Source organism: Paenibacillus sp. FSL L8-0494, assembly GCF_038003695.1.
Lineage (GTDB): Bacteria > Bacillota > Bacilli > Paenibacillales > Paenibacillaceae > Paenibacillus_AQ > Paenibacillus_AQ odorifer.
In genome coordinates this window covers 665,645-690,741 of record NZ_JBBOPQ010000001.1, presented here as the reverse complement: position 1 = coordinate 690,741, position 25,097 = coordinate 665,645, and the positions used below count along the sequence as shown (strand labels likewise).

Annotated in this window: 17 protein-coding genes; 1 reads left to right on the top strand and 16 read right to left on the bottom strand. The window is 45.2% G+C overall.

Features of this window, described 5'->3' with window-relative positions; translation table 11 throughout:
• Positions 1 to 98 precede the first annotated feature (98 nt).
• The 8 genes from NYE35_RS03175 to NYE35_RS03140 form a co-directional block, all read right to left on the bottom strand.
• Positions 99 to 1,256, bottom strand: coding sequence for a Ger(x)C family spore germination protein (locus NYE35_RS03175; protein WP_076223371.1), 1,158 nt, complete (start codon positions 1,254 to 1,256; stop codon positions 99 to 101).
• A complete protein-coding gene (locus NYE35_RS03170) occupies positions 1,253 to 2,803 on the bottom strand; it encodes a spore germination protein (RefSeq protein WP_218641692.1) in 1,551 nt (516 codons plus the stop codon). The genes NYE35_RS03175 and NYE35_RS03170 overlap by 4 nt, the downstream gene beginning before the upstream one ends.
• A gap of 1,553 nt (positions 2,804 to 4,356) precedes the next feature.
• A complete protein-coding gene (locus NYE35_RS03165; protein WP_341120121.1) occupies positions 4,357 to 10,737 on the bottom strand; it encodes an S-layer homology domain-containing protein in 6,381 nt (2,126 codons plus the stop codon).
• A gap of 19 nt (positions 10,738 to 10,756) precedes the next feature.
• Positions 10,757 to 11,635 (bottom strand): carbohydrate ABC transporter permease, encoded by an 879-nt coding sequence (locus NYE35_RS03160; protein ID WP_081382617.1) that lies wholly within the window; start codon positions 11,633 to 11,635, stop codon positions 10,757 to 10,759.
• On the bottom strand, positions 11,635 to 12,612 hold the full coding sequence (locus NYE35_RS03155) for a carbohydrate ABC transporter permease (protein ID WP_081384363.1): 978 nt from the start codon (positions 12,610 to 12,612) through the stop codon (positions 11,635 to 11,637). Before NYE35_RS03155 ends, NYE35_RS03160 begins: the two co-directional genes overlap by 1 nt.
• Positions 12,613 to 12,646: 34 nt before the next feature.
• Positions 12,647 to 14,047 (bottom strand): extracellular solute-binding protein, encoded by a 1,401-nt coding sequence (locus NYE35_RS03150; RefSeq protein ID WP_076101376.1) that lies wholly within the window; start codon positions 14,045 to 14,047, stop codon positions 12,647 to 12,649.
• 92 nt (positions 14,048 to 14,139) lie between these two features.
• Complete coding sequence (locus tag NYE35_RS03145) at positions 14,140 to 16,551, bottom strand: hypothetical protein (protein ID WP_341120119.1); 2,412 nt, start codon at positions 16,549 to 16,551, stop codon at positions 14,140 to 14,142.
• 67 nt (positions 16,552 to 16,618) lie between these two features.
• Positions 16,619 to 17,671, bottom strand: a complete 1,053-nt coding sequence (locus NYE35_RS03140; protein WP_036676749.1) for a LacI family DNA-binding transcriptional regulator — start codon at positions 17,669 to 17,671, stop codon at positions 16,619 to 16,621.
• A 214-nt stretch (positions 17,672 to 17,885) separates the two neighbouring features.
• Here NYE35_RS03140 and NYE35_RS03135 point away from each other — a divergent pair, with 214 nt between their 5' ends.
• Positions 17,886 to 18,203 (top strand): MGMT family protein, encoded by a 318-nt coding sequence (locus NYE35_RS03135; protein ID WP_036676747.1) that lies wholly within the window; start codon positions 17,886 to 17,888, stop codon positions 18,201 to 18,203.
• On the opposite strand, the gene NYE35_RS03130 is transcribed toward NYE35_RS03135, so the two are convergent.
• The 8 genes from NYE35_RS03130 to NYE35_RS03095 form a co-directional block, all read right to left on the bottom strand.
• Complete coding sequence (locus NYE35_RS03130) at positions 18,200 to 18,895, bottom strand: DUF1361 domain-containing protein (RefSeq protein WP_038568569.1); 696 nt, start codon at positions 18,893 to 18,895, stop codon at positions 18,200 to 18,202. The two genes, NYE35_RS03135 and NYE35_RS03130, sit on opposite strands and share 4 nt — an antisense overlap.
• A 150-nt stretch (positions 18,896 to 19,045) precedes the next feature.
• Entirely contained in the window at positions 19,046 to 20,809 is a 1,764-nt protein-coding gene (locus tag NYE35_RS03125) for a SulP family inorganic anion transporter (RefSeq protein WP_340900209.1), read from the bottom strand.
• A 107-nt stretch (positions 20,810 to 20,916) separates the two neighbouring features.
• The gene (locus NYE35_RS03120) at positions 20,917 to 21,243 is read right to left on the bottom strand and encodes an ArsR/SmtB family transcription factor (RefSeq protein WP_036676741.1); all 327 of its coding nucleotides are present in this window, start codon (positions 21,241 to 21,243) and stop codon (positions 20,917 to 20,919) included.
• A gap of 74 nt (positions 21,244 to 21,317) precedes the next feature.
• Positions 21,318 to 21,695, bottom strand: a complete 378-nt coding sequence (locus tag NYE35_RS03115) for a hypothetical protein (RefSeq protein ID WP_341120117.1) — start codon at positions 21,693 to 21,695, stop codon at positions 21,318 to 21,320.
• A 62-nt stretch (positions 21,696 to 21,757) separates the two neighbouring features.
• Positions 21,758 to 23,326: a phospholipase D-like domain-containing protein gene (locus NYE35_RS03110; RefSeq protein ID WP_341120115.1), complete on the bottom strand. Its 1,569-nt coding sequence runs from the start codon at positions 23,324 to 23,326 to the stop codon at positions 21,758 to 21,760.
• A 174-nt stretch (positions 23,327 to 23,500) separates the two neighbouring features.
• Positions 23,501 to 23,794, bottom strand: a complete 294-nt coding sequence (locus tag NYE35_RS03105; protein WP_036676736.1) for a putative quinol monooxygenase — start codon at positions 23,792 to 23,794, stop codon at positions 23,501 to 23,503.
• A gap of 58 nt (positions 23,795 to 23,852) precedes the next feature.
• On the bottom strand, positions 23,853 to 24,488 hold the full coding sequence (locus NYE35_RS03100) for a nitroreductase family protein (RefSeq protein ID WP_076101373.1): 636 nt from the start codon (positions 24,486 to 24,488) through the stop codon (positions 23,853 to 23,855).
• 35 nt (positions 24,489 to 24,523) lie between these two features.
• Positions 24,524 to 24,952 (bottom strand): MarR family winged helix-turn-helix transcriptional regulator, encoded by a 429-nt coding sequence (locus tag NYE35_RS03095; RefSeq protein WP_036676732.1) that lies wholly within the window; start codon positions 24,950 to 24,952, stop codon positions 24,524 to 24,526.
• Positions 24,953 to 25,097 lie beyond the last annotated feature (145 nt).

The window sequence follows — 25,097 nt, the reverse complement described above, 5'->3', positions numbered from 1 at the left end:
TAAAAATCCCGCTTCATCCCCTGCTTCCACAGACCATAAGGATCGATTAAAACAATTACTACATAGATAAACATGACCACCACAACCAATATTATCACCTATTTTTGATGAATCTTGATAGACCTTGTCGTTTGTGCACTGTTCTCAATAATCACCTTGGAATTCACTACTACTTCTACGTTGGAAAATTCTCTCACCCAGTTTTTCTCGATTTTCTCCCAGGTCCGCGGCATTTTCTCATGAAGGAGCTCTCCAAACCCAAAAATATCTGCATGGTAATCCTTCTGAACCTTATGAATAACGGAGAAAATCTGCTCTTCTAGTTCTTTTTCAGCCCACCTTTCTATCGTTTTCTTGCTGTCCAGACTATTGAATTCGCCCGAAGATTTGACCTCGTCCAATCCGGCATGTGTCAGTGTATTAAGTTTTATTTGGAGCTTACCATTTACCCATACAGGTTTTATTTTTGTGCGATTGGATAAAATTTCGAGCGAAAAGTTAGGCTCTCCACTTTCATCCTTTACGATTAACACACCTCCCTGGATTTGATTGTTGGCAAACAGCATGTATTTCGTTTCTTCGCCACTGATCATACCGATCATTTTATCCATTTTGAATATAGCTGTTCCGCTAACTCGTGCATTCTTCATCTTATTTTGTTCATGGACATAAATTAACGGAGCGATAGCATATTCTCCAGAAGCCTCAAGCTTGTCAATGAAGTCCCAGATTTCCACAACAGGCGCTGTGCTGACATTCTTCTCAGTTCTCATCTGCTGTGCAAGTGCGTAAGACATAATACTCTCAGTTGAACTACTTAGGCTTATGATTTCTTGAGCCGGTTTGTCTTTAGCGACAAAGATATACACATCTGATCGGGTTTCCGTATCCCTGTTGTACCAATCAATTACTTTGGTGACTCCCTCCCTTGCAATCTCCTCACTGAGGATAATCGCCTTAGAATGGCTCCAAAATAACTTTTTTCCAGTAATCGAGATCATCCCCCGCACAATATCAAACATGGTCTCGCCCGCGAGCGTAATCATTTTGAAACCAGCCTGACTTGATTTCAACCCTTCCTTCGTATCTACAATTTCTGTCGTTACCAATAACTGACCGTCTTTTTTCCCCTTATCAATTGCGACCCCAGCAACAATCGACATATCGTCAATTTCAAAGTAGTTCCAGCAGCCTGTATTGCAGATCAGAAGCATCATGGATATAACAATCAGAAGTATCCTTTTCAGCTTGCTCATGGTCTTCTCCTTACTTTATTGGAGCCTTTTCTCCTCATATTTCGTGCCCCAATCAACGCCGGACGCAGATACATATGCCACCACGGCGCCCTGATCGCTGTATCTTTAATGTCCTGAGGACGGATAGAGCCTACTTCAAGCATGTATGGAACCCCAAAGCTGCGCAAACTCATCAAATGTACTACTAAACCAAGCATTCCAAGAAAATATCCGTATATCCCCAGGAAAAAACTCGCACCCAGCAGCAATGTTCTTACGATAATTAAAGGACCGGTCAACCTAGGATTAAGTAGCGTCATGATCCCTGTTAAACCGACTACAATAATCATTGGAGCACTCACTATTCTGGCCTCCACTGCCGCTTGTCCTAACACGAGAGCGCCTACGATACTGATAGCCTGCCCTATATAGGTAGGTATCCGCTCGCCCGCCTCTCTTAATATTTCAAAAATAGTTAACATGAATAGCGCCTCTACTATTGTAGGAAAAGGGACTGCTACTCTTGCTGTAGAAATACTGAGCAACAACATGGTGGGGATCATTTCCTGGCTATAGGTAACTAAAGCTACGTAAAGAGCAGGAATACTGATCGACAAAAAAGCTCCAAAAACTCTTAACATTCGATTGAACGAACCAAAATAAAAGTTAATGTAATAATCCGAGCTGGCTTGAAAATTCTCTACAAATAGATAGGGAACGGTCATTGCAAACGGGCTGCCTTCTATAAGCACGGCAACTCTGCCCTCCATCATGTTACTGACTACGGCATCCGGGCGCTCTGTACTTCCTGTCATCTCAAAGGGCGAATAGGGTTCGTCTCTAATTAATTCCGCCAGAGATGCCGTGTCCAGAATAAGATCTATGTCAATCTGTTCAATTCGATTCTGTAATTCTTTGAGAATAGCCGGTGATGCCAAGCTCTCCATATAACAGATACATATCGGTGTTTTGGAACGTGTTCCCAGTGAACTAAAAACAAACTTTAACTCGGAGTCTTGCACCCTGCGACGAATAAGAGTGAGATTCACTAACAGTGATTCCGTAAATCCTTCCCTTGGACCTTTGACACTTTTTTCGGTCACCGGTTCCGCAAGAGCTTTCGTCTCCCAACCCTGTGCCCCAATGTTCAGAACACCCGCAAAGCCGTCTATCAGCAGTAAGGTCTTGCCAGCTATAATCGAATAAATCATTTCATCAAAATCTTCAGAGGCGACCACATCACTAATGCTAATGACCTGCGTCCGGATGTTCTCCATCAGCTCGGCTTTATTGTCACAATTCTTTTTGGTAAAATCAAAAGCCATAACAGGCTTAATAATCCCTTCCTGGATCAAATGCTTGTCAACCATTCCGTCAACATAGACTAACCCAAAGCGAAGACTATCAGTAAACATGTTGCTAAACACCCTGATTCTAAGCGTTTCATCGTCCTTGAATATGTTTCGAAACAAAGTCATCATTTCATCCAGTGACGTACTCAGAGTCTGCTCAGATTTTGTGTTTTTTTGAGACGTATTGCTGTTTCCACCTGCTGGCCGTTCCTCCACAGTAGTCACTCCTGTCAGAATTAGGTTTCCTAGAAATTATCCCCCGTCTCTCCAAATCCTATCCGCCAAAATTATACTGAAAAGGGATCAACAAGAAAGAAACGAGACTACTCCATACGCCGGGTTCGGCAGGTAAGTAACCCAATCAGCCCTTGGGGTCATGCCAATAGTGACTCACCGCATAACATCCTCAGACGCTTATGGACTCAGGCACGATAACACCGCATATATCCTCAGACGCTTTCGGCTCAGGCACGCAACACCGAGTACATCCTCAAATGCTTATGAACCTAGGGAAGATAACACCAAGTACATCCTAAGGCGCTTACGGACTCAGGAGGCGTTATTTGCTCATTTATCGCCTTTTTGGCACATTTTCGGACTCCAGTGCAGCTATTTCATCAAAAGAGTCTCATATTGGGCGTTTTTCATGCCAATAGTGACTATGGGGTCCGATAGCACGCCAAAAGTCCATAAATGCAACGTTTAGGGGCTACTGGGTCCGTTACCGCCGAATCACACTCATCCCTTGGGGTTTACGGACCTCGCACAATAACACCCAACACATCATCAGGCGCTTACGGACTTAGCCGCGATAACACCACTTGCATCCTCAGGCACTTACGGACTCAGGAGGCGTTATTTGCTCAATTATTGCCTTTTGCGAACAGTTTCGGACTCCAGTGCAGCTATCTCATCAAAAGTGGCTCAAACCGGGCGTTTTTCATGCCAATAGTGACTATGGGGTCCGATAGTACGCCAAAAGTCGATAAATGCTACGTTTAGGGGCTACTGGGTCCGTTAGCGCCAAAACACCCTCTCCCCGGGGAGCTTACGGACCTAGCACAATAACACCGAACACATCCTCAGACACTTACGGACTTAGCCGCGATAACACCACTTGCATCCTCAGGCACTTACGGACTCAGGAGGCGTTATTTGCTCATTTATCTCCTTTTTGGCACATTTTCGGACTCCAGTGCAGCTATTTTATCAAAAGAGGCTCATATTGGGCGTTTTTCATGCCAATAGCTACTATGGAGTCCGATAGCAAGCCAAAAGTCGATAAATGCTGTGTTTAGCGGCTACTGGGTCCGTTAGCGATCTCTTGCGTGCAAATGACATACCATGAAGCAAAGTTTGTTTTAAGAGCATGGGGGATACGAGCATGTGATTAGGTGTTTTTGAGTTGTCAGCTCTGAGATAGCAACTTCGATCTAGACGTTTGAGGCTGGTATCTCTATGCTAGCAACTTTGAGTTAGGCGTTTGGGGTTGGCATCTTCTTCTAGTAGTTTGGCACTGGCATCTCTATGCTAGCAACTTTGAGTTAGGCCTTAGGGGTTGCCAGCTTGTTCTATGCGTTTGGCACTGGCATCTCTGAGCCAGCAACTTTGAGTTAGGCGTTTGGGGCTGGCACCTTTGAGCTAGCAGCTTTGAACTAATAAAGCTGGCGTTCGGGACATACGGTCAGCAGCAAAAAAACACAGGTACCCCACCAGTCATTGGCATGACTAGGACACCTGTGTTTTTTATATCTTGTATTGCTGCACGATTATTGAAGCTGCTCAAACAGGCGGAAGATCACTGTCGCTGCTTGCGCTCTTGTAGCCTTATCGTTTGGCCCAAATTGGTTGGATGTCATACCGTTAATAATTCCACTAATACGCATCGCTTCTACAGCTTTGGCTGCATCCGCAGACAACTGGTTCACATCAGAGAATGCTTCACCAGTAGCCTTTGTTCCGTCAGTCAATGGGATATTAATCGTCTGAGCCAAACGATAAATCATGACTGCCATTTCCTGACGAGTAATCTCCTCGCTTGCACCAAAGTTGCCATCCGCTTTGCCTTTAACAATGCCGAGCTTTTGAGCGCTCGCAATCGGACTGGCATACCATGCCCCATCCTTAACGTCTGTAAATGTGCTTACAGCCGTCTCATCTAGTAAATCAAAAGCGTTCATCAATATTTTGATGAATTCTGCACGGGTCACATTTCCACTTGGATTAAAGTGTTCAGCATCCATCCCTTCGATTGCACCTCGTGCTGCGAGTGCTTCAATGCTGTTTACCGCCCAATTAGCTGTAGCGATATCTTTGAATGAAACATTCGAGTGACCCACTACATAACTGCCAAGCTGCGGCAAAGTTAACTCAAGCATCTGTGTTCCTGTATTAAATCTTCCGTTCTTAACGATCTCTAGTTGCTGATTACTGTTCAAGTAATAAACCACTACTTTATGAGCTTTCTCACCAGACTTCAGCGTATAAGGAAGTGCCAGCTTGATCCCCGATGTCTTCAGAACATCACTCGGAATAACCACACCGTCTACGCTAAGACTGATGTCTTTAATTGTACCAGCATTCAACTGACTGCTTACCGACAGTGGCAATCCGGATACATCTCCAGTGCCCACAATAAGCTTAAGTTTGCCGTTCTTAGCATCTGTGTAAGTCTTCAAGAAACTTTCCGGCAGCATTATGCTTGCTGTTCCTGTATCAATCTTGAGGGATTTAACATTTCCCGCTGCTGCCAGTGACTGCAGTGGCAGCTCAATTACAATTTGTTTCGCGTTTCCGGCAGGATTCACGACAATGGACAGAATACCATCCTTTGCATCCTTTCCTGCCTTTTCAACATCTGCGGCAGTGAGTTCAGCCAATGCTTTTCCATCTGCTCCGATGACCGTCTGGACCACGATTTTACCACTGCTTACAGCAGGGGTTGCTGTCGCAGACGCGCTAGGCGACGGTTTGGCCGTGGCTACCGGCACATAAGTACCCGGTGCCTCTGTTGGTTTTGGTGTTGACGTTGGCGTTGGTGTCGCTGTCGGTACAGGTGTTGATGTTGGCGTAGGTGTTGGCGTAGCTTCTGAAAGCAACTTCAGGCCCGCAACCGCCGCATTAAGCTGACTTAATGCCTCATCAATGTCTGCCTGAGTGGCAGTCCCACTCTCCAGCAATATCACTGCTCGTGCTACTTCTTTCTCAAGAGTATTCCAGCTCTCCTCTACATAAAGGCTCTTATCCAAAGCTTCTATTGCTCTAAGCTTCTCTTCCAAAGGTGCCGTTATGAGAGGCGGATTTACAGAAACCAATGTTAAGGTATACGTTCTGGTCGTTGTTTTATCCAGTGCTGTCACAATGACCTTGTAACCCGTTTGGATTTCTCCCGCAAGAGTAATGCTATCAGGTTCGTACACAGCGAAGGTAACCCCTACCGGAACAGTAAGTCCTTCCTTCAGCTCATCAAGCGTAGTCGTATCCGGTAAAATAATTTCTTTGGCTACCTGATCAATAGATCCGCCCGGAATTGTGATTCCGCTGATCGTTGCATCATGAGCTTCGACAGGCTGTAAGGCTTCAAAGGCATTTTTCAAATTGGAATATGCCACATTAATATCACCATCGGTAGCACCGTCATTTGCATAAGTGGCTTTAGCAGCCTCTAGTGCAATGCGTAATGCCTCCCATTGCTCAGGCGTTCCGGTATAATTCTCTTCATTTACCGAAGGATCTTCCGCTGTATCAATGGCTGCTTTAAGTTTAGATTTATCGTACCTCACACTGATGCGGCAGCTGGCAGCAATATCAGTGCCCGCCACTTTACCAAATATAGTGAAGTCTGTAGCAATGGTGAGTTTGTTAAGGGGAATTTCCTCCCATACCACACTTGCCAAGCCTGTCGTTTTATCGGCGTAAGTTACCGTAACCTTAGCTGGAAGCGTAGGCACGACGTTAACTGTCGTACTCACCGCAATCTGTTCAATGCCCGCAATCGCGCCGTGGTCGCCGGGAGCAGGAACTTCTCCTTCTGGCTTAGACGAAATAGCCCGCCATTCCTTAACGCCTGTCCAAATACTGGTGGACTGCTTATTAAGAATCAAACGGAGTTTATCCGTCTTCACCTCGTCAAAGGTTACCTCGTTAAATACATTTCTTGCTTTGCCTTTCTCGCTCAAGCCCGATACCGGTACATATTTTCCAGCATCCTTATCCCAATATTCGAAGTTGTAATCTCCCGGTACCTGCACACCGCCTTCATCATCATAGAAGTACACGGAGCTGCCTGACAAAGTCACGGGCTCTTTCCAGGTCAGTTGCAGCCAGTGGCTTTCACCGGGACCGCCCCAGTTCCCATACTGAGTTTCTGCTTCGCTATTGTAAATACTTGCTGAAGTATAAGGGATATAACCATCATTAATGCCATACACAGACTCCCATGCCGAAGTGTATGAGGCACTAGGGGCAGCCAAAAGGGCAGCATTTCTGTATCTAAGGTTATCCACCGCCATCCGCATTTGATCCGTTGCCACCTTGATCTCTTCCAGCGTATATTCTCCCTGAGCCAGCAATGCCTTGGCAGCAGTCAGCGCAGCTTGCAGCTCTTGCCATGTTGCCGCAGTAAAATCATCCTTGTTCCGGACAAGTCTGCCGGAATCCCGATCCGCAAACTTCGCGATCATCTCTGTCAGTTCCGCAGTAGCTACAAATACGGTGACTGGAACCTTCACGACAGTTTCCAGTTCTCCATCGCTGACAGTCAGGCGGTATTCGTATTCACCAGTCGTCTTAAAGGTAGCTTGCAGCATGGCTTTATCAAGCCCTGTCTCCTCTACTTCTCCTTCACCTGAAATCTTCTCCCAGGTATAAGTCAGCTTGCCACTTGGCAACCCATCATCAACGATCTGCGGCATAATCGTCAGAGGAACATTTTGCTCAACCTTCAATGGTGTTTCTAGATAAACCTTTGGTGCTTGATTGGCAGCCGCCTTAACCTCCAGATTATTATTGTAGATCTGAATCTCCTTGATGGCGGTCGCAAGTTCCAGCGGATGCGTCACATGAATGCGAATCGCTGCAGTATTAACCTTTTGGAACTCCACATTGTTATAGTTGGAAGCAATATATTCCGGATAGCGGAATTGTCCCTCCACTGGTTTCCAGCTTCCATCAGCATCCTGATATTCGACACCAAATGTCTGTGGTGTACCATAACCGTTCAGAAGCCGGTCATTATAGAAATAGACTTTTACATTGTCCACAGCCTGGACTCCATCAAATTTGAACGTAACCGTATCGACAGAATTCGGCGAACCGCCGAATAAAGCTGTGTTTGACGTATGATTAATTGATGCGATTGTCGAATTGTCCGCCAGGTTGCGGATATTCGAACCGCTCTTGATATAAGTCGATTCAACAGTAGTGCCTGAAGCAACAGCCAGATTCGTACCGTTATTAACAATATCAACGCCTGCTTTATTAAACATGTCGACAGTCTTCTCATTGCTGGCTAAGGATGTTTGATCTGCCGCAGCAAGCGTCGTAGCACTGCCTTTTTCATATAACACCTGTGTCTTCGAGTTGTCGCCAACGGCCCCAGTTACATCCCCTGAAGGTTTTTCCACCTTGCCAGTAGCTGTATCATAAATCAGATGGGACATTTCGTTAGTTGTCATTACGAGTTCATCATTAATGAAGAGCGAATAACCTGCTGGAATACCTTGATAATGAGGATTGTCACTATACTTAGCAGGATCCTGCCATACGATAGATAAGTTAGCATCATGGTAACGCACGTTATCTACAGCAAAATAGTCATAATCGACATTAATCGGCCATAGCTCGATTTTGTCATCTGTCCGTGGCTGAATACCCGCCATATCTTCAACCACAGTGTAATTCATCATGCCAAGCGTATCGTGGTGAATCCATGCCCGTACCATATCTCCACTAGGGTTAGGAGGATTGTCTTTTGTCCATGGTGTGCCGAAGAAGTAATCCTCCAGCCAGAAAAATTCATTAGAGTCCAGGTGGTCCGTATTGCCCGGTTCCAGTGTATGCAACCAAGCGCCCCAATCAAACAGTGTTTTGTAAACGTCACTGTTGATATTATCTATAGGATAATAGCGCAGAGAGGCACGAACGGTATTAATATAGTTGCCGAAGTTACACCATGCGAACTGGTCTGTACCGAAGGCATCCGTCTTGCCATTCTTGAAATCTTCTACCCGCTTCATAATGCTGTTCTGATCCGCTGTAAAGAAAGGAAAGATCGGATAATAATTCGGATCTGCGTAATCAGACAACTGAGATAAATATTTCGCCTCATATCCTTCTTCACCTTCAGTTGGTACTACACCAAAGTTAAAGACAAACATGTTATTATCCCGCCAAGGGTTGAATACATCGGTACCGCCCACAACTTTTTTATGCAAAAAGCTGCCTGTACCATTCGTATCTGCCACACCGTCACCATCAAAGTCAGCCTTGTCGTACCACATCTCATTCAGAATTGAATTCTTAATATTCTGCGCCACAGTGTTCATTTTAGCTGCACCCGCAGTATCTCCAAGCTGCTCGTACATCTTCGCTGTTGCCACTGCATTGGCGTAGGTAGTAGAAGAACCATCCAGGCGGGCATAGTTACCACTGCCATTCCAGTGCATGGATACGGTATCTCCGTCATTACCTGTAATCGGACCATGGTTATAATAAACAAGATTTGGATTAGTGCCTTTAAAATGTTCAAGTGTGCCGGTAACATCAGTCGCAGAAAAATCAGCGAACTTCTTCAATATTTCCTGACCACCACCGTAAATCTTGTAAGCGTCCCAGCCTACTTGCGACGTGTTCTGCATCATATCCCAGGTCCAGATGTTAGGACGTCCGGGATTATTTTTATAATTCTTATTCTCGGAATATTCCCCTTGAGCCAGCCAGGTTCCATACAAGTAGGAAGGATCACGCAGCCATTTCAGATCCTGCATCGCCCAAGGTACACTGACCGTAATCCCGTTGTTGTAGCCGAGAACGCCCTCCATGTTCATTGGGAACTGCCAGTCATTGCCCGGAATGTTGGCATCCAGCAAATTAAAGCGGTTACACCACCAACGATAATAAAGTACCTTCTTCACATTCTCATCGGGAACATCGATATATGGAATGTTCTCTGCCCACCACTCGTTGTACTCCCGCACCTGTGCAGAGAAGGCCGTGTCATTGCTGTCAGCAGCCTTAAAGCTCTCATAATGCAGCTTTGAGCCCGGTATTTCATCCGCGAGCCAACCCATGACTACCTTTTGGTCAACGGAGCCACCGGCGGGCACTGTAATCTCTCTAACCAGTTCATTTCCGGAAGGACTCATGCCGTTTCCGCTCAGATGAACATCCACGTAGGACATCGCTTCAACTACCTTTTGCCCGGCTTTGCCTATCATTAGCGGAGCAGCCACTCTGTAACCCACCAGCTCATCACCCTCAGCCGCTGAGACGAAAGGTGATTTAACCTTCATCGTCAACGTTATATCACTGGCCGTAGGATTCTTCAATTGAAGCAGCGTTACAGCACTGTTATAGCTGGAAATAAATTTCCGCTGGTTAATCTCCAGGCCTCCGCTTGTGTAGGTCTGATTCTCATGACTCGGGTAGTTCTTCCGCACATTTTTCTGTTCCGCCAAGTCTCCTGTAGAAAGGGTGATGTTATACATCGTGTCCTTGTTCAAAGTATCCGCGTAATGCACCGTTCCCACAAAACCCAGCTTGGTATTATCCTGAGTCTTCATGTACAAAGCGCTTCCCCGGCTGAACAGAGTATTGGCGCTAACTTCATCGTTGACATCATCCGGAATGACACCTTCGTTAACAAGCAAGGCATCAAGCCAAGGCAAATCGGAATTATCTTTTGCAAAAGCCTCAAAATCAAAAGCTTCAATCGCCTGCATCATTTCTCCGACGGTGACATCGCTGAAATTAACGCCTTCCTTAACAATAGAATTATCCTTCCACTTCGCCTGCCCGTAATCGGTGCCTACGCCTTCATGATAGAAATCAGTCGTGTAGTTAGCCGATACGGGAACAATCCCTGCATTTAATACAACAGCCGCACATAATGCCGCCACAGAAGCTCTTCTGGGCCATTTATGACTTGTCATTTGGATGAATTCCTCCTTTTTATCCCTTGATTCCCGTTAATGTAATGCCCTCAACAAAATATTTGTTGCCGATCAAGAAAAATACTAGACAAGGAGCTGTAACGACGAGCGCCAGTGCCATGACCTGTTCATAGTTCGGAATGCGCATCCCGTTCACAATATACAAGCCCATAGGCAGCGTATAATCTGCTTCAGTCTTCAAATAAATCATGGTATAGAAAAATTCATTCCAACAGTTAATAAAGCTGAACAACGCCACAACAATCATTGCGGGACGTATAAGCGGCAGCATGATACGGGAGTAGATACGGAAGTAACCCGCGCCGTCAATCTTGGCAGCTTCACTGAGTTCTAGCGGAATCGTCATAAAAAATTGCCGGAGCAAAAAGACAAAATACGCGTTGCCGCCTGCACAGAAAAAGGCCGGAATAATAAGAGCAGGTTTGCCAGCTAGTCCCAGCGAAGTGTACAGGGAATATTGTGGCAGCAGGGTTACGGCACTAGGCAGCATCATCGTACTGATGACCAGCACGAACCACATCCCGCGCAGCGGAAAGTTCAGCTTAGCAAAGGCATACCCGGCAAAGCTTGTCGTCAGCACCGTCCCAATCACATAAGGAACTACAATCGAAACTGAATTCCAGAGCTGCCGCAGGAACTGAATACGTTCCAATCCAAGCCGAAAATTATCGACATTTAGTGACTCGGGGAAAAACACAGGCGGCCGCGCCAGTATTTCTGTGTGGCTCACGAAGGCACCTCGCAGCAGCCAATAAAGCGGAAAAGCAAACACCACTGCGAGCAGACAGGAGAACAGAATCAGCCCGGTATTGATGGCTTTAGCTCTTTTCTTTTTTTTCTGGATACTTGTATAATTCATAATTGCGGTTGCCGCCATTATCTCACCTTCTTTCTTTTGCCCATCGAATCGTCCCTTTTAAATGCGCCCTGGAAGTAGAACAGCACACCAGTAATGGCCATAGTGATTAGGAAGACGACCCATGCCTCAGCAGACGCCAAACCGCGCATCCCTACCTGAACAAATGAATGGTCATAGATCATAACGTTGATAAAATAAGTCATCCGATCGGGTGCACCATTTCTGGACAACACCACACTTTGCGTATAAATCTGGATAGAGGTCATCATGCACATAATCAATTGGAAAAAGAGGACAGGCTTGATCGTCGGATAGGTTACTTTGAGGAACTTGTGCCAAGCATTTCCCCCGTCCATCTCGATGGCTTCCAGCAATTCTCCCGGAACATCCTGCAGCGTAGCGATGAACACAACAATCGTCCCACCACAGGTCCACAAGCTCATGATAAACAATGTCTCAAAAATACGGATGGGATCAGTCAGGAAATCAACAGGGGCTATTCCTATCTGCAATAAAATCCAGTTAAGCAGTCCACCCTTGGCTTGGTTCTGTAGAAGCATCTGCCACACAATCGTTGTCGCCAGCATCGGAACTACAGACGGCAGAAAGAATATAGCCCGCATCAAGTTTCTGCCGATAAATTTACGGTTCAATAAGAGTGCAACAATCAGACAAAAGGTGATTACAAGCGCCACGTTAATGAAGGCATAAATCAAGGTCACCGTTATGGATTTCTTGAATTCGGAGCTGGTATTGGTGAATATGTACCGGAAATTATCCAGCCCAATCCATTCCATAACTTGGCTTCCGCTCATAATCGTTATTTTATGAAAGCTGTAAAACAAACTGGCCAGCATCGGATAAAGCGTCAATACCAAAAATCCAATAATGGCCGGTGCTGCAAACAAATATCCAGCCACCGCCTCTTTGGTGACACCTTTGGCATGCTTTTTAACATAGACCGCAGCCGTTTCGGTTTTGCTCTCTGGGTTCATAAGCAATAGCCCTCTTTTCAAATATAAGCTCTAATTAGGAAACCTTGCCGCTCTCGAACAACTGCTTGATCGCTGGCATGATCGCGTCATAGACTTCTTTAACACTTTTCTTACCTGCCAATGCCTGATCAATAGATTTCTCATATTCAGTATTCATCTTGAGGTAGGCAGGAACGTAATATGCAGGCCATTGTGCGATAGAATCTTTCGTTGTCGAATAACTAAGGATAGTTTCTTTTGCGCTTTCAGGAAGATCGGAGGTCCACTTTTCAACCAAGGTAGGATCGGTATACCAATCTGCCTGGTTCGGCAACCACGCACCACTCTTCAGCAGCTCCAGACTGTTCTCAGGGTTGACCATGTAGGCATAGAATTTCTTGGCTTCCTCAATGTGCTTCGATGTATTGTACACAACAAGCGGAGCACCACAGTTCATCGTTACTGCCTTTTCCATCTTAGGTAGAACCCCAACGCCGATATCTTCATTTCCTTTGATATTAGCTAGATCCCAAGAGCCGCTGATCGCCATGGCATAACCACCACTCAAAGCGTCTACCGCAGAACCAATTCCGGAATTCCAAGTGTAATTGAAAGCGGATGCAACCTTATCTTTGTTAACGAGATCAGCTAGCTTCTGGATGGCATCAACCGTTTTGGGAGAATCCCATTGAAACTCCTTTCCATCCGGGGAAACAATCCCGCCACCGTTGGCATAAGCTGCCCAGAAATGGTGGAACTCCCGTCCCGCTGTCATACCAAGCCCGTAGTTCTCGGTCAGAGCAGCATCAAAGCCTTCATCTGCCGCTGTTTTTCCTTTAGTATCTGTCGTTAACTTTTTCGCGTTTGTTACGAATGTATCCCAATCCCACGCATTTTCAACTTTGGAGGGTGGATATTCAAGACCTGCTGCATCAAATTTGGACTTGCTATAGTAAAGCAGCTCCAGCTGGTTGGATAGACCGACTCCGATCACTTTTTGCTCAGGTGAATGGATTGTTATCGCTGATAGTTTTTCAGGAATACTTCCGTCCGCTAATAAATCGCTGATATCTTCGATAATTCCCATTTCATTGTACTTTTGGATATCGCCTTCGCCCATATAACTGATATCTGGAAGTTCGCCGGATTCGAGCCGGGTCTGAATAAATGTATCAAAGGAGCCATCCGCTGGAAGCACTTGTGCATTGATTTTTACTCCGGTGTCGGCTGTATATTTTTCTGCTGCCGCTTCTACCAGCTTTTTCTGTACATCATCACCCCAATACAATAATTCCAAGGTTACATCTTTATCAGGCGTAGTTTCTTTGTTGGCTGCTCCAGACCCTTCAGATGCCTTTGGAGCCGCATTGTTGGAATTGCCTGAACAGCCTGCCAGTGCGGAAAAAACCATCATTGATGCTAAAGATAGAACTAGAGTACGTTTTCCAAACTTCATGTTTGTTGCCTCCCTTTTTTCATATCTATTTATTTCAAGCCAAGCATTTAAAGCTTTAGCCTAAAATCATCATGGTTTGTCATTCTTAGCGATTACAGACAAGGGCTGAACATTCCGCCTGCCAGTCTTACGTGAGGCTCTAGCATCCCCTCAGTTGTGCGATATTCGAGCTTGTCCTCAAGCAGCACATATCTTGACGGATATGCAGCGTAACTTGTTACGATCCAGCCCTCCGAGTCTTCTTCAATATAACCGTTAATACAGCGCATCTTTCCGCGTGGATCCCTGTACAAATATGTGGTTGTCCCGAAGCCCATTAGATAGGCCACTAGCTCCTCCCCCATATCCCAATCATCTCCTGTCACACCCGAGAACAGCGAAGCAAACAAGGAATCACTTGCCCCCACAAATACGGATTGCCCAAAACGGTTTCGCGACAATTCTGGCATATTCAGGTTAGGAGCTGCCACACTATATGTAGAAGCTGCCTCTCCAGGCAACAAACGGCGTGGAGTAGAGCGTACATTCCAATCGTAACAATTGAATACTGCCATCGTAGAACGGTAAGCGGCTTCCAAATATTCAGGGTCTCCAAGGAATTCATAGGCAACCCGGGATGCTCCTGCTACCAATCCACCCCAAAGGGAATGAATCATATAAGACAAAGCTTCCCACCAGCGATCCGGATTCTGCACTCTGTAATCATTACTGAATCCGATATTTGCCAGAATTAGTTGTCCATAACGCTGGGCCTCCTCTTTATTTCCAAGGTGACACAACGTTTCACAGGTAGGGCCAAATCCTGCATTATCGTAAAAATGCTCCGTTATAGCTCCCTCATACTGCTGTATCCCTGTCTCCAGATTTCTACCAAAGCGCTCCCATAAGGTAAGTAGACGTTTATACTCTTCTGAAAGACCGCACTGCTTCAGTGCTTCTAATAAATCAAGAATATAGAGCACAAATATCCCATTTAGACGGCTCTCATCCTTCTCACGCTGGCCACTGTGCCGATCAGGGTCTAGGCGAAGGCACATGATTTCGGCAGCCCATTGTAGATATTCTCTAGGAGAATGAATTTTAAGTAATGAACCATCCATTCGTGACAATAGATAAAAGACATGCCCAATATAATCCAGATCATAAATGCGGTAGAATTCTCCGTACAAGGGACGCGGATGATTAAAATCCCCGCCTTCAAACCAATGCTCCTTCACATCCAATACTGCTGCAATCTCGGCCTTAGCTACTTGTTCTGGGACAGCCTTGGCCATGCTATTCTTCATCAGTAGAAAAGCAACCTTACCCAGCGATTCTCCCTGATTCGATAGCGGACGGAAGGCATATGGCCTTTCGACCTCCCCTGTCCCTCCAAAGTTGTTATTTACCAACCACTCGGCTCTCTTTTCCAGAATCCAGTCAATCGACTCCAGTACATTCCAGACCAGAATATCGCTCCGTCCATCTTCTAGCACCAGCTCCAGCTTATGTTCTCCCGGCTCCAAACGCTGTAAAGATATAGCATAGCTACTGCCTGACTCCAACCGTACAGCTTCGTTCGTAATATTCTCCTGGCGGATCAGCTCCGTCCCCGGTAAAGTGCTATACAAACGCAGCTCACGTAGAACCTGGCCCTGCGGCAGATCAACAACAGCTTCGAACCTTCCTCCTCGGGTTAATACAGGCGTATAGCTCCAGCGCGGATGTCCATAGGCCATGCCCTGCCTATAGAAATCATCTCGATTCTGACAGGGATGGAATATGTATTCCCAGCTGTAGGTCTCCCCAGCGCCAAGATCCAGCGGACTGTAAGCGCCACCATATATCCAGTCGGCAGCTGCAGATTCGGTCATAGATGATCCGTCCTCCACCAACGATAGCCGATGATACAGCAGACCATCCAAAGAAGGGGAGACCTGCTCAAGAAAACGATTCTTATAACTACAATAAGTACCTACGGTTACTGTTCTGCCCTGAACCCCATAAACACCCAGATGTGGTGCTTTGTTGCTCCGTCGAATAGCAGCGATTTTAGCGAAATCCCCACCAAGATGGGGGAACACTGCACAGGACTGGCTCATATTGCGCTGCACATTTTCATCTCTGTACATGATATACGCGAGCGAAAGCCACACATGAAGTCCATTAATTCTTACAGATTGTGGTGAGCGGTTTGTAGCTTCAATAGTCCATCTTAGTCGCTCATCTTCCAGAGAATATGTAAGTTTGATTGCAATCGGTGCGCCTTCAAAATCCACAATTACACGGTGTTTTCCTTCTGGCGTAATTTTGGGCAACAGATCAGTGCTTTTTATGATATTCCCGTCCAGCTCTATTGTCCATTCTCCGAATAGCTTATCTGTATCCGCATAACCTGCCTCTTTCAAATAAGACGGATCAACTACCCAATTCATTTCACTAGGGTCGCCCTGTAATATCAGAGACTGAAGTGCTCCGCGGTCGCTTAGCTCCATCGTGAAGTTTTCATTGCCTAGAATCGTCATTGCCTAGCACCTCTTCGATATTTTAAGTTAAACGTTTAGATTTATGAGGAAAAAGGAGCTGTGAAACTTATTTTTGTTTCACAGCATTTTTTAACGTAGCCACGGAATCACGTTCGATCAACCGGCACTCCGGCATGGTCAGTGAATCCATCTTCGTCCCCTTGATTAAATTGAACAAAACCTCAATAGCTTGATAGCCCATCTCATGTAGCGGAAGTCCCATTGTTGTTATACGCGGGCGTAAGTAATCACTGAATTCACGATTATCAAAACCGACAACCGACAGATCATCCGGTATTTTAACCCCTTTTTCCTCTGCCGCCTGCAAAATACCTACAACCATTACATCATTCATGGAAAGAATCGCGGTTGGGGGCTCCGGCAAAGCGAGCAACTCGGAGGTAAGGCGATACCCTGATTCCCTCTCCCAGTCTCCCATCTTAATTAACAGTGGATCGAACGGTAATTGATATTCAGTAACTGCCTTGTAATAACCGTTCAGTCTTAATCTGGAAGGGATAGAATCCATCAAACCACTGATTACAGCAATTCTGCTATGTCCTTGGTTAACCAAGTAGGACATGGCTTGGTAAGCAGCTTGCTCATCATTATACTGGATAGAGATATCGTCCTGTGTGTAAGAGTAGGTATACACAATCGGCTTACCCTCCGTATCGATTAGACCCGTTAAATCACGGGGATGAACACCGATATAAATAATCCCATCCACTTGATTGCTGAGCAGTTCGGCAACCGCATTAGCGGCATACTTTCGGTAGTCTTCCGTATTCGAGAAGTTACGGCCGATACGCTTGTCTAAACGAAGATTCACCAGTAAAATATGCAAATCGTTTCGATCTCCAAAATCATTAATTCCATCGATAATATCGGGGGTGTTAAATACCGTCACATCTTCTGCAATAACACCTATTGTATTCGTACGGTTGAGTTTGAGACTCTTCGCAATAGCATTCGGCTTATAATTCAACTCCTCAATGGCGGCAACAACTCGTTCCCTTGTATCAGAACGTACATTGCGGGTACCATTAAGCACATAGGAGACTGTAGCAATCGAAACATTAGCCTTTGCGGCTATGTCTTTAATGCTGGTTTTCCTCATTACACCTTCTCCTATCTTATTATGGAACTCTTTCAATCACGTTGTTAAACGTTTAGATTATTTTTACAGTTAGAATATACCACGCGTATTTATTGCTTTGCAACCCTTTTTTTGCTATCCTCAAAAAATCCTCCTGTTCGTCCCCCGTTTCGTTTAGAATTGATTTATCTGTTGAGCAATGGATAAAAATAAGATATAGGAGCTTGAGCTTGCTATGACACCATTTACTGAGAGAGTTATTCATATCATACAGTCTATACCAGAAGGTAAAGTGATGACTTACGGAGGAGTTGCCCGCGCGGCAGGCAGCCCAAGAGGAGCGAGGCAGGTCGTTCGCATCCTTCACTCCATGAGCAAAAAATATAAGCTGCCCTGGCATCGGGTCATTAATGCTAAAGGAATGATCGCACTAACTGAGGATGAGTCTAACTCCCTCCAGAGGCTCTATCTACAGGGAGAGGGAGTTAGTTTTAATGAAAAAGGTGTGGTAGATCTGAAGCAATTCCAGTTTGAGCCGGAGTGTACCGATTAGTACCCTCTGGTAACTCTTCGTCTTTCTCCGGTGCCAAGAGCATTGAGTAGACAATACATCGTCGCGTAAATGACCAGCAGGACAAAGGCAATGAACAAGCTGAAAAATACGGACTGGAGATTCAGGCTATCCAGAACAAGTTGATACAACTGATGCCTGTCCGTCAGGACGTCCCAGCTATTGAGTCTGTAGACTCGGCCAAGCAGTACACCATATCCCCCGAGCATACATGCCGCAAGCACAAATACCCATGACCACAGCAGGTTGCTTTTACGATAAATGACCGTCTGGAACTGATACAATGAGAAGAACCCGGTCAACCATCCACTCCAGGTGAACAATAAAAGAGTGACCAAGTCATACCAGTAGCGATTCTGAATGGCTCCCTCCACGATATATCTACTTTTTCTTACCGTTAAATGCACCAGGTCAGTCATGAGATAAGGCGCGTTTGGAAAGAACAGCAGCCACGCGACACCCAAAGGAAGAAGTAATAAACCGCCTATCTTCCTTTTGTCTAGTTCATAAGCAGCCATGGAGAATAAAAACGGAATCCACGCTAAGAACAAATTCCAAATTAAAAAACCGTAAAACGAATCCGTCTGAAGTGACACTACACGATATACCGCCAATGTAGCGACAGACAATCCCGCCAAGAGCATAAACACCTTCGGATAATTCAATTCCTTCATGAGCTTATATTCTCCTTATCGATATTGATTACATTAAACTTATACCCAATTGTACAAATTCAGAATTCCGAAGTCCAATTTTAATACAAAAGCCCAGACGCAAGAATAGCGCCCAGGCCGACTTTATTTATTAAGCTCAAGTACCGCTGATTAGTTCAGAGGCAATGCTGGCTTCTTGCGTCCTGTCAGACCCCGTAGTCCACCTGCATCCTCCTGACAGGATAATGCCGTACACTCCCTAAACGCCGCATGACTGCATCCGATACATTTGTTGTGATTAATACTGCTAAGAGCTTCATTGATCGCTTCACCGGTATGATGATAAAACTGTGCTTCTCCTATTTTGTCATATAGCCCGGTTCTCTTAAGTAGCTCAAGCGGCTGTGGCTGAACACCAGAGATCATTAGTTTCCCTCCAACAGCATGTAAATGCCGCACCAGCTCCGCCAGATTGGATTCGCCCGTAGTATCCATGAATGGCACTTTTCCCATCCGCATTAATATAATTTTCGGCTGATCGGATCCATAACCCGGCATGGTGTCATCAAATCTATACGCAGCGCCAAAAAACAGCGGCCCTTCCACGGTATAAATCCCAATCTGCGGACAATCATGACTCTCCGTTACCATATGTGCCCCTACCTTGACGGAATTAGGATCAGGCAATACTTTGGATACCAGATGAACCTCTCCCATCCGTTTCACAAACAAAATCACCGCAAGAATCAATCCCACCTCTACGGCCAGCGTTAAATCTGCAAATATCGTCAACAAGAAGGTGATGAATAATACCAAAGAATCGCCTGTTTTGATTTTAAGCAAATGAAAAAATTGTTTGCGCTCACTCATATTCCAAGCTACTACCATCAAGATAGGAGCCATCGCTGCCAACGGAATACTAGAAGCATAGGGTGCAAACAATAGAAGAATTAGGAATACCACTACCCCGTGAACGATCCCTGAGATCGGAGAAACTGCACCGCTTTTGATATTTGTGGCGGTTCTGGCAATGGCACCTGTGGCTGGAATTCCTCCAAACAATGGAGCTGCAATATTGGCGATTCCCTGACCAATCAGTTCACGGTTGCTGTTATGGCGGCTGCCCGTCATCCCATCAGCTACGACAGCTGATAATAAGGATTCAATAGCACCCAACATCGCGATGATAAAGGCCGGACGAATCAGCAGTGTAATCCGCTCCCAGGTAATGGTCGGAAAACGGAAGCTTGGCAGTGTGTTAGGGATATTCCCATAGGCCAAACCAATCGTAGTCACCTTACCGCTAAAAAATAACGCTGCTATGACAGTCGCACAAAGAAGACCGACCAATGAGCCCGGCACCTTCGGAGCGAAGCGAATCGCTAGGATGACAACGGCCAGACAAATCGCGGCGGTCAGGATACTATATCCATTGATCGTCGATAGATGAAGTCCAATTTCTTTCATGTTATCTACAAAGCTCTCGTGCCGTTCAATATTCCTTAACCCAAGGAAATTAGCAATCTGTCCGGTGAAGATAATAACCGCTATTCCTGCTGTGAAACCAATCGTGACCGGCTTCGGAATAAATTTAATCAGTACACCCAGCCTTAACAATCCCATGAGGACTAAAATAACCCCCGCCATCATCCCCGCTAACAGCAGGTTCTCATAACCATACTGCATCCCAATGGCGAACAAGATAGGAATAAATGCACCTGTCGGTCCACCAATCTGAAATTTTGATCCTCCGAACAATGAAATACATATGCCGGCAACGATTGTCGTATAAATGCCATACTCCGGCTTTACACCAGAAGCAATAGCAAATGCCATCCCTAAAGGAATGGCAATAACCCCGACGATTGTCCCTGATATCAAATCCTTGCGAAAAGCGTTCATGTTGTAGCCTTTATAACGACCCCGCCCTGTCATGTTCAAACCTTCTTTTCTTTAAATATCTGATTATTTGAATATAAGAAGAACATTACTCTAGGACGCGACTGTTGTCAACGCCAAAATAACGTTAATCTATTCCATTTTCACTCGCCGCGCATGCCTTCCAGCAATGAAATGGTATTCACGAGATGGTTATCAAATATTTGTTTGGCCACAACCAGAAGGTCCTTGATCAGAGGATCACGTAAGGCATAAATGACTGTGGTGCCTTCTTTCACACTGGTTACTACATTTTTGGCGCGTAAAACAGCTAGCTGCTGGGATACAGCAGAACCTTCCGAGCCGAGAATAGCCTGCAGTTCATTCACATTCTTCTCACCTTCGCTGAGCAGCTCCAGAATACGAATACGCATCGGATGAGCCAGCGCCTTGAAGAATTCGGTCTTAAATTGCTGAATTTCGGTGTTCATAGCTTTCTACTCCTCTTGCTTAACTTTCTGAATCTAATGTTATCTTTGTATGTTATCTTAGTCCCTGAGAAGCGTCAAATACTGAAGGGATAGATTCGCACATCACGAACCTGCAATTCTACGAACACACCCAGTGCCATAGGTTCACCGAGACACTCGAACATCACTAACCCTTCACCTATTCGTAAGTATCCTGTGCCATCTTCTTCAATATTCTCCAACACGCCCGTAAAAATAACCTTATCCTGCTCGAGCCTGATATTGAACTCACCTGCAAGTACAGGATGGATATCCACCCACCTCATTAGCAGCTCCGAAAGCTCGAATTCCACATCCATTTCTGCCCCTGGATTCACAGGAGCACCACACCAGATTCCCCGGCCCTCCCCAAATTCTGTGAGAAAGAATACCTCGTCCTTTTTCAAACCACTTTTTGTAATTTTGATTTGCATAGCCAATACTCCACCCTAATGATTTATAACGATCATTATATCATGAGAATTAGCCCAATTTATCAAGTATAATTCTGGGTTACCTTATTCAGATAAGTACTAGGGTGTAGCCAAGGATGCTTAAAGAACTCACTTTTACTGGTAATCTTCCGCGAGACACTCAGGTCATAATCGATCATAGACTTTATCTGCTCTGCAAAGGCCTCCCCTTTTACCAGCATTCCCAGCTCAAAATCGTGGCAGGCACTTCTTTCGTTGATATTATATGAACCATGAAAAACGGCTTGTGCTCTATGATCATAGGTAATTTTCCAATGGGAAAATCGACCGGTGGCACTGTAGTCATAGAAGGAAACACCGTTAATAAACGGCATATACATATTGCCTCTTACCGCCGCGCGATTTGTAGGATGATCATTGACCTCCAGCGGGTTGCAAATGTTCAAATTACACGAGCATTCCGGACCAAGCAGCCCAAGCCGATCCCAAAAATCCTGATCAATCAAATAAGGATTCACGATAATCGTCTCCTCAGCCGCGTAAGTAATTAAATCCAGATAATATTGTTGAATCAGGTTAACCGGGTTACCTGGAAAGCTTGCTAACAGCGTACATTCTTCCTCACCAAAATGATAATCTACATCAGGATAATAAAAGACATCATTCACGTCAAAATGATCTCCGCCTAGTAGCAGCCAGCGAGAATAGAACATCGCATTCAAAGGCTGCGCTGCAGCGCCGCGAATCCGGAAGCAGCCATCATGCCACTCAGCCTCTTTACTAGGAATCCCCTGTGGATGTCCATCTATACTCATTGCAGAGGATGCCTGCACTGGGGTCTCATACGTATATTGGTCACCAATGTTTATACTGCCTATAATCGAGGTTACCCCATCTATGACCATAAACTTCCGATGATCGATGACATTCAGTCCTGTAACCTCAACATCCTCTTGCACTTTATCCTGCAGAAACAGGATACTTTCCGGCACTCCCTCTTGCTCCAGCGCCTTTCGTTTCACCCGCCATTCAATGGCTGTATAATACGAATTGAAGGTATTCAGCAGCTTGGCGCCTGCATTCTCAAGCTGATCAGCAATCTTGGAGAACTGGCCGTACTCCAGATTATTTCCGTACCCCAAAGCCGTCAATGTGTAATTGACCATAACCCTTACCTTAACGCCACGCTTAAGAGCATAAAACAGTTCATCTGCAACCAGATTCCCCGAACGATCATTAAAAAAAAGCATGACAGACAGGTGGATATAATGCTGCGCTTTTCTGATCTCCTCTAATATCATTCCTAGACACTCTGGACCATTCACGTAAGGTGTTACTTGATTATTCCACGTAGTCTGCGGAGCCAGAACCTTTAGCTTACCTGAGTCTAGTCTGCCCAATACTTCAGTAAGTTGTTCCAGTAAGCTTGGACTAAATCCAGGAAGCTGGAATAGCTGCTGACTTGTCGTAATGACCCCGCCAAGCGTCTGACGATAGGCTCTGGCAGCCTCTAGGTCTATCCCCTCAAGCTTACGCTCCACCTCTTCTCCTGCTACACCCATAATACGGGCAAGCGATCCGCCGGATAGATAATAATTCAAGAAATCAATCATATTTCTCTGTGTCTTCATATGTAAAGTCCCCCATCGTTTATATTGCATGCCTTTGAATCAAGGTAAGGATAGATACCCTAGATCTCCTTTTTATAAACGGGGTGTAATGCAAAACAGGGATGCCCCACAGCCTTTATGGCTATGGATCATCCCTGTTTAGGTTTAAACAGAATTCCTAAGAATGGAGACAGCTTATTTTACCTGTTCTGCGCTAAATACTTTAACATCTAGAGGAGCAGCCAAGAATTCGCCAGCTTTAGCTGAGAAAGCAGTGAAATGAGCGCTCGTATTGTGGCTGGATACTGCTTCAGCATCACGCCATTGCTCAATCATGATAAATGAGTTGGCTTCTCCAGCATTCTCATATAGCTCATAAGAAAGGTTACCCTCTTCAGCATGAGTAGCAGCCAGTAATGCTTTAGACTCCGTCAAAAACTGTTCACGACGCTCTGGATTAACTTTAAGTACAGCATGAATAATGATCATTGTATATTCCTCCTAAGATTAGTGTTTATGGTAGCGCGTTGGCTTACTAACTTTATAATTATTTCCACTCAGCAACTTTATCGATAGGCAGACGAACAGATGGGTAACCTGCATCAACAGCTTTACCAATGGAGAGTAGCATTACAGGAACATAACGATCTTTTTCCATACCAAACGCTTCAGCGATTTGGTCTTTTTCAAATCCACCAATTGGGTTTGTATCGTAACCATGTGCACGAGCAACCAGCATCAGCTGCATAGCAACAAGTGCGCCATCGATAAGCACGGTGTCTCTGTTAATTTCCCGTGGCAGGTTAGCGAAATGAGCGGATAATCTGGTTAATTGATTTTCTTTTACTTCAGCAGGCATAAGTCCACGTTCAACAGCAGTACCGTAAATTTCTTCAGCATAATCGAAGTTGTTCAGATCACCAAAGATGGCAATCATAGCCGCAGAAGTCTCTACTTGTACGTTATTAAAACGAGCGAGAGGCGCTAAAGTAGCTTTAGCTTCGTCACTTTCAATGACCAGAAAACGCCAAGGCTGCATGTTCACTGAAGATGGAGCAAGTGTAGCTTCGGTAAGGATCTGTGTCATTTCTTCTTTGCTGATTTTAACGGATGGATCATATTTGCGGATAGAGCGGCGTCCTGTAATAATTTCTTGAAAGTCATTTGTTTGTGTAGCGTTCATATGTGTAATTCTCCTTTGAGTGTGTGATTTGTAAGTTACAACAGAATGATATTAGATTGCAGACGATTAAGCATATCAATGAGCACTGCTCGCTCCTGATCGTTAAAACCTGTTAGCAAAGTAGCGATAAACCGCCTTTTCTCTTCGCTATATTTAACCATTCTTTCCCGACCTTGATCGGTTAATGAGACCAATGTGACCCTGTTATCGGCTGGGTTATTGCGGCGGGCGATCATGCCACTCTCTTCCAATCCCTTCAGATGACGTGTGACGGCTGCCCCATCAATCTCCATTTCCTTTTGCAGACTGATTTGGCTGACTTCGTCTACCCGAAACAGTTCGTGCAGGAGGCGAAGCCGTGTGGGACTAATCCCGGCACAACGTTCGAATTTTGGAGAGATTCCTTTGTTTAAAGCCTGCAGCAGTTCAAATATATGCTCTTCCTCAGGACAGTGCTCCGTCAAAATATGCCTCCTTTCTAAATTTAATTGCATGCAATTGTTTTGTACAAAATTATACTAACGCATAATCATTGACCCGTCAACTAATATATCAAATCATTTTTAAAAAATCAACATTGCTTATCCTTATCCGGTGCTATACGCTTGA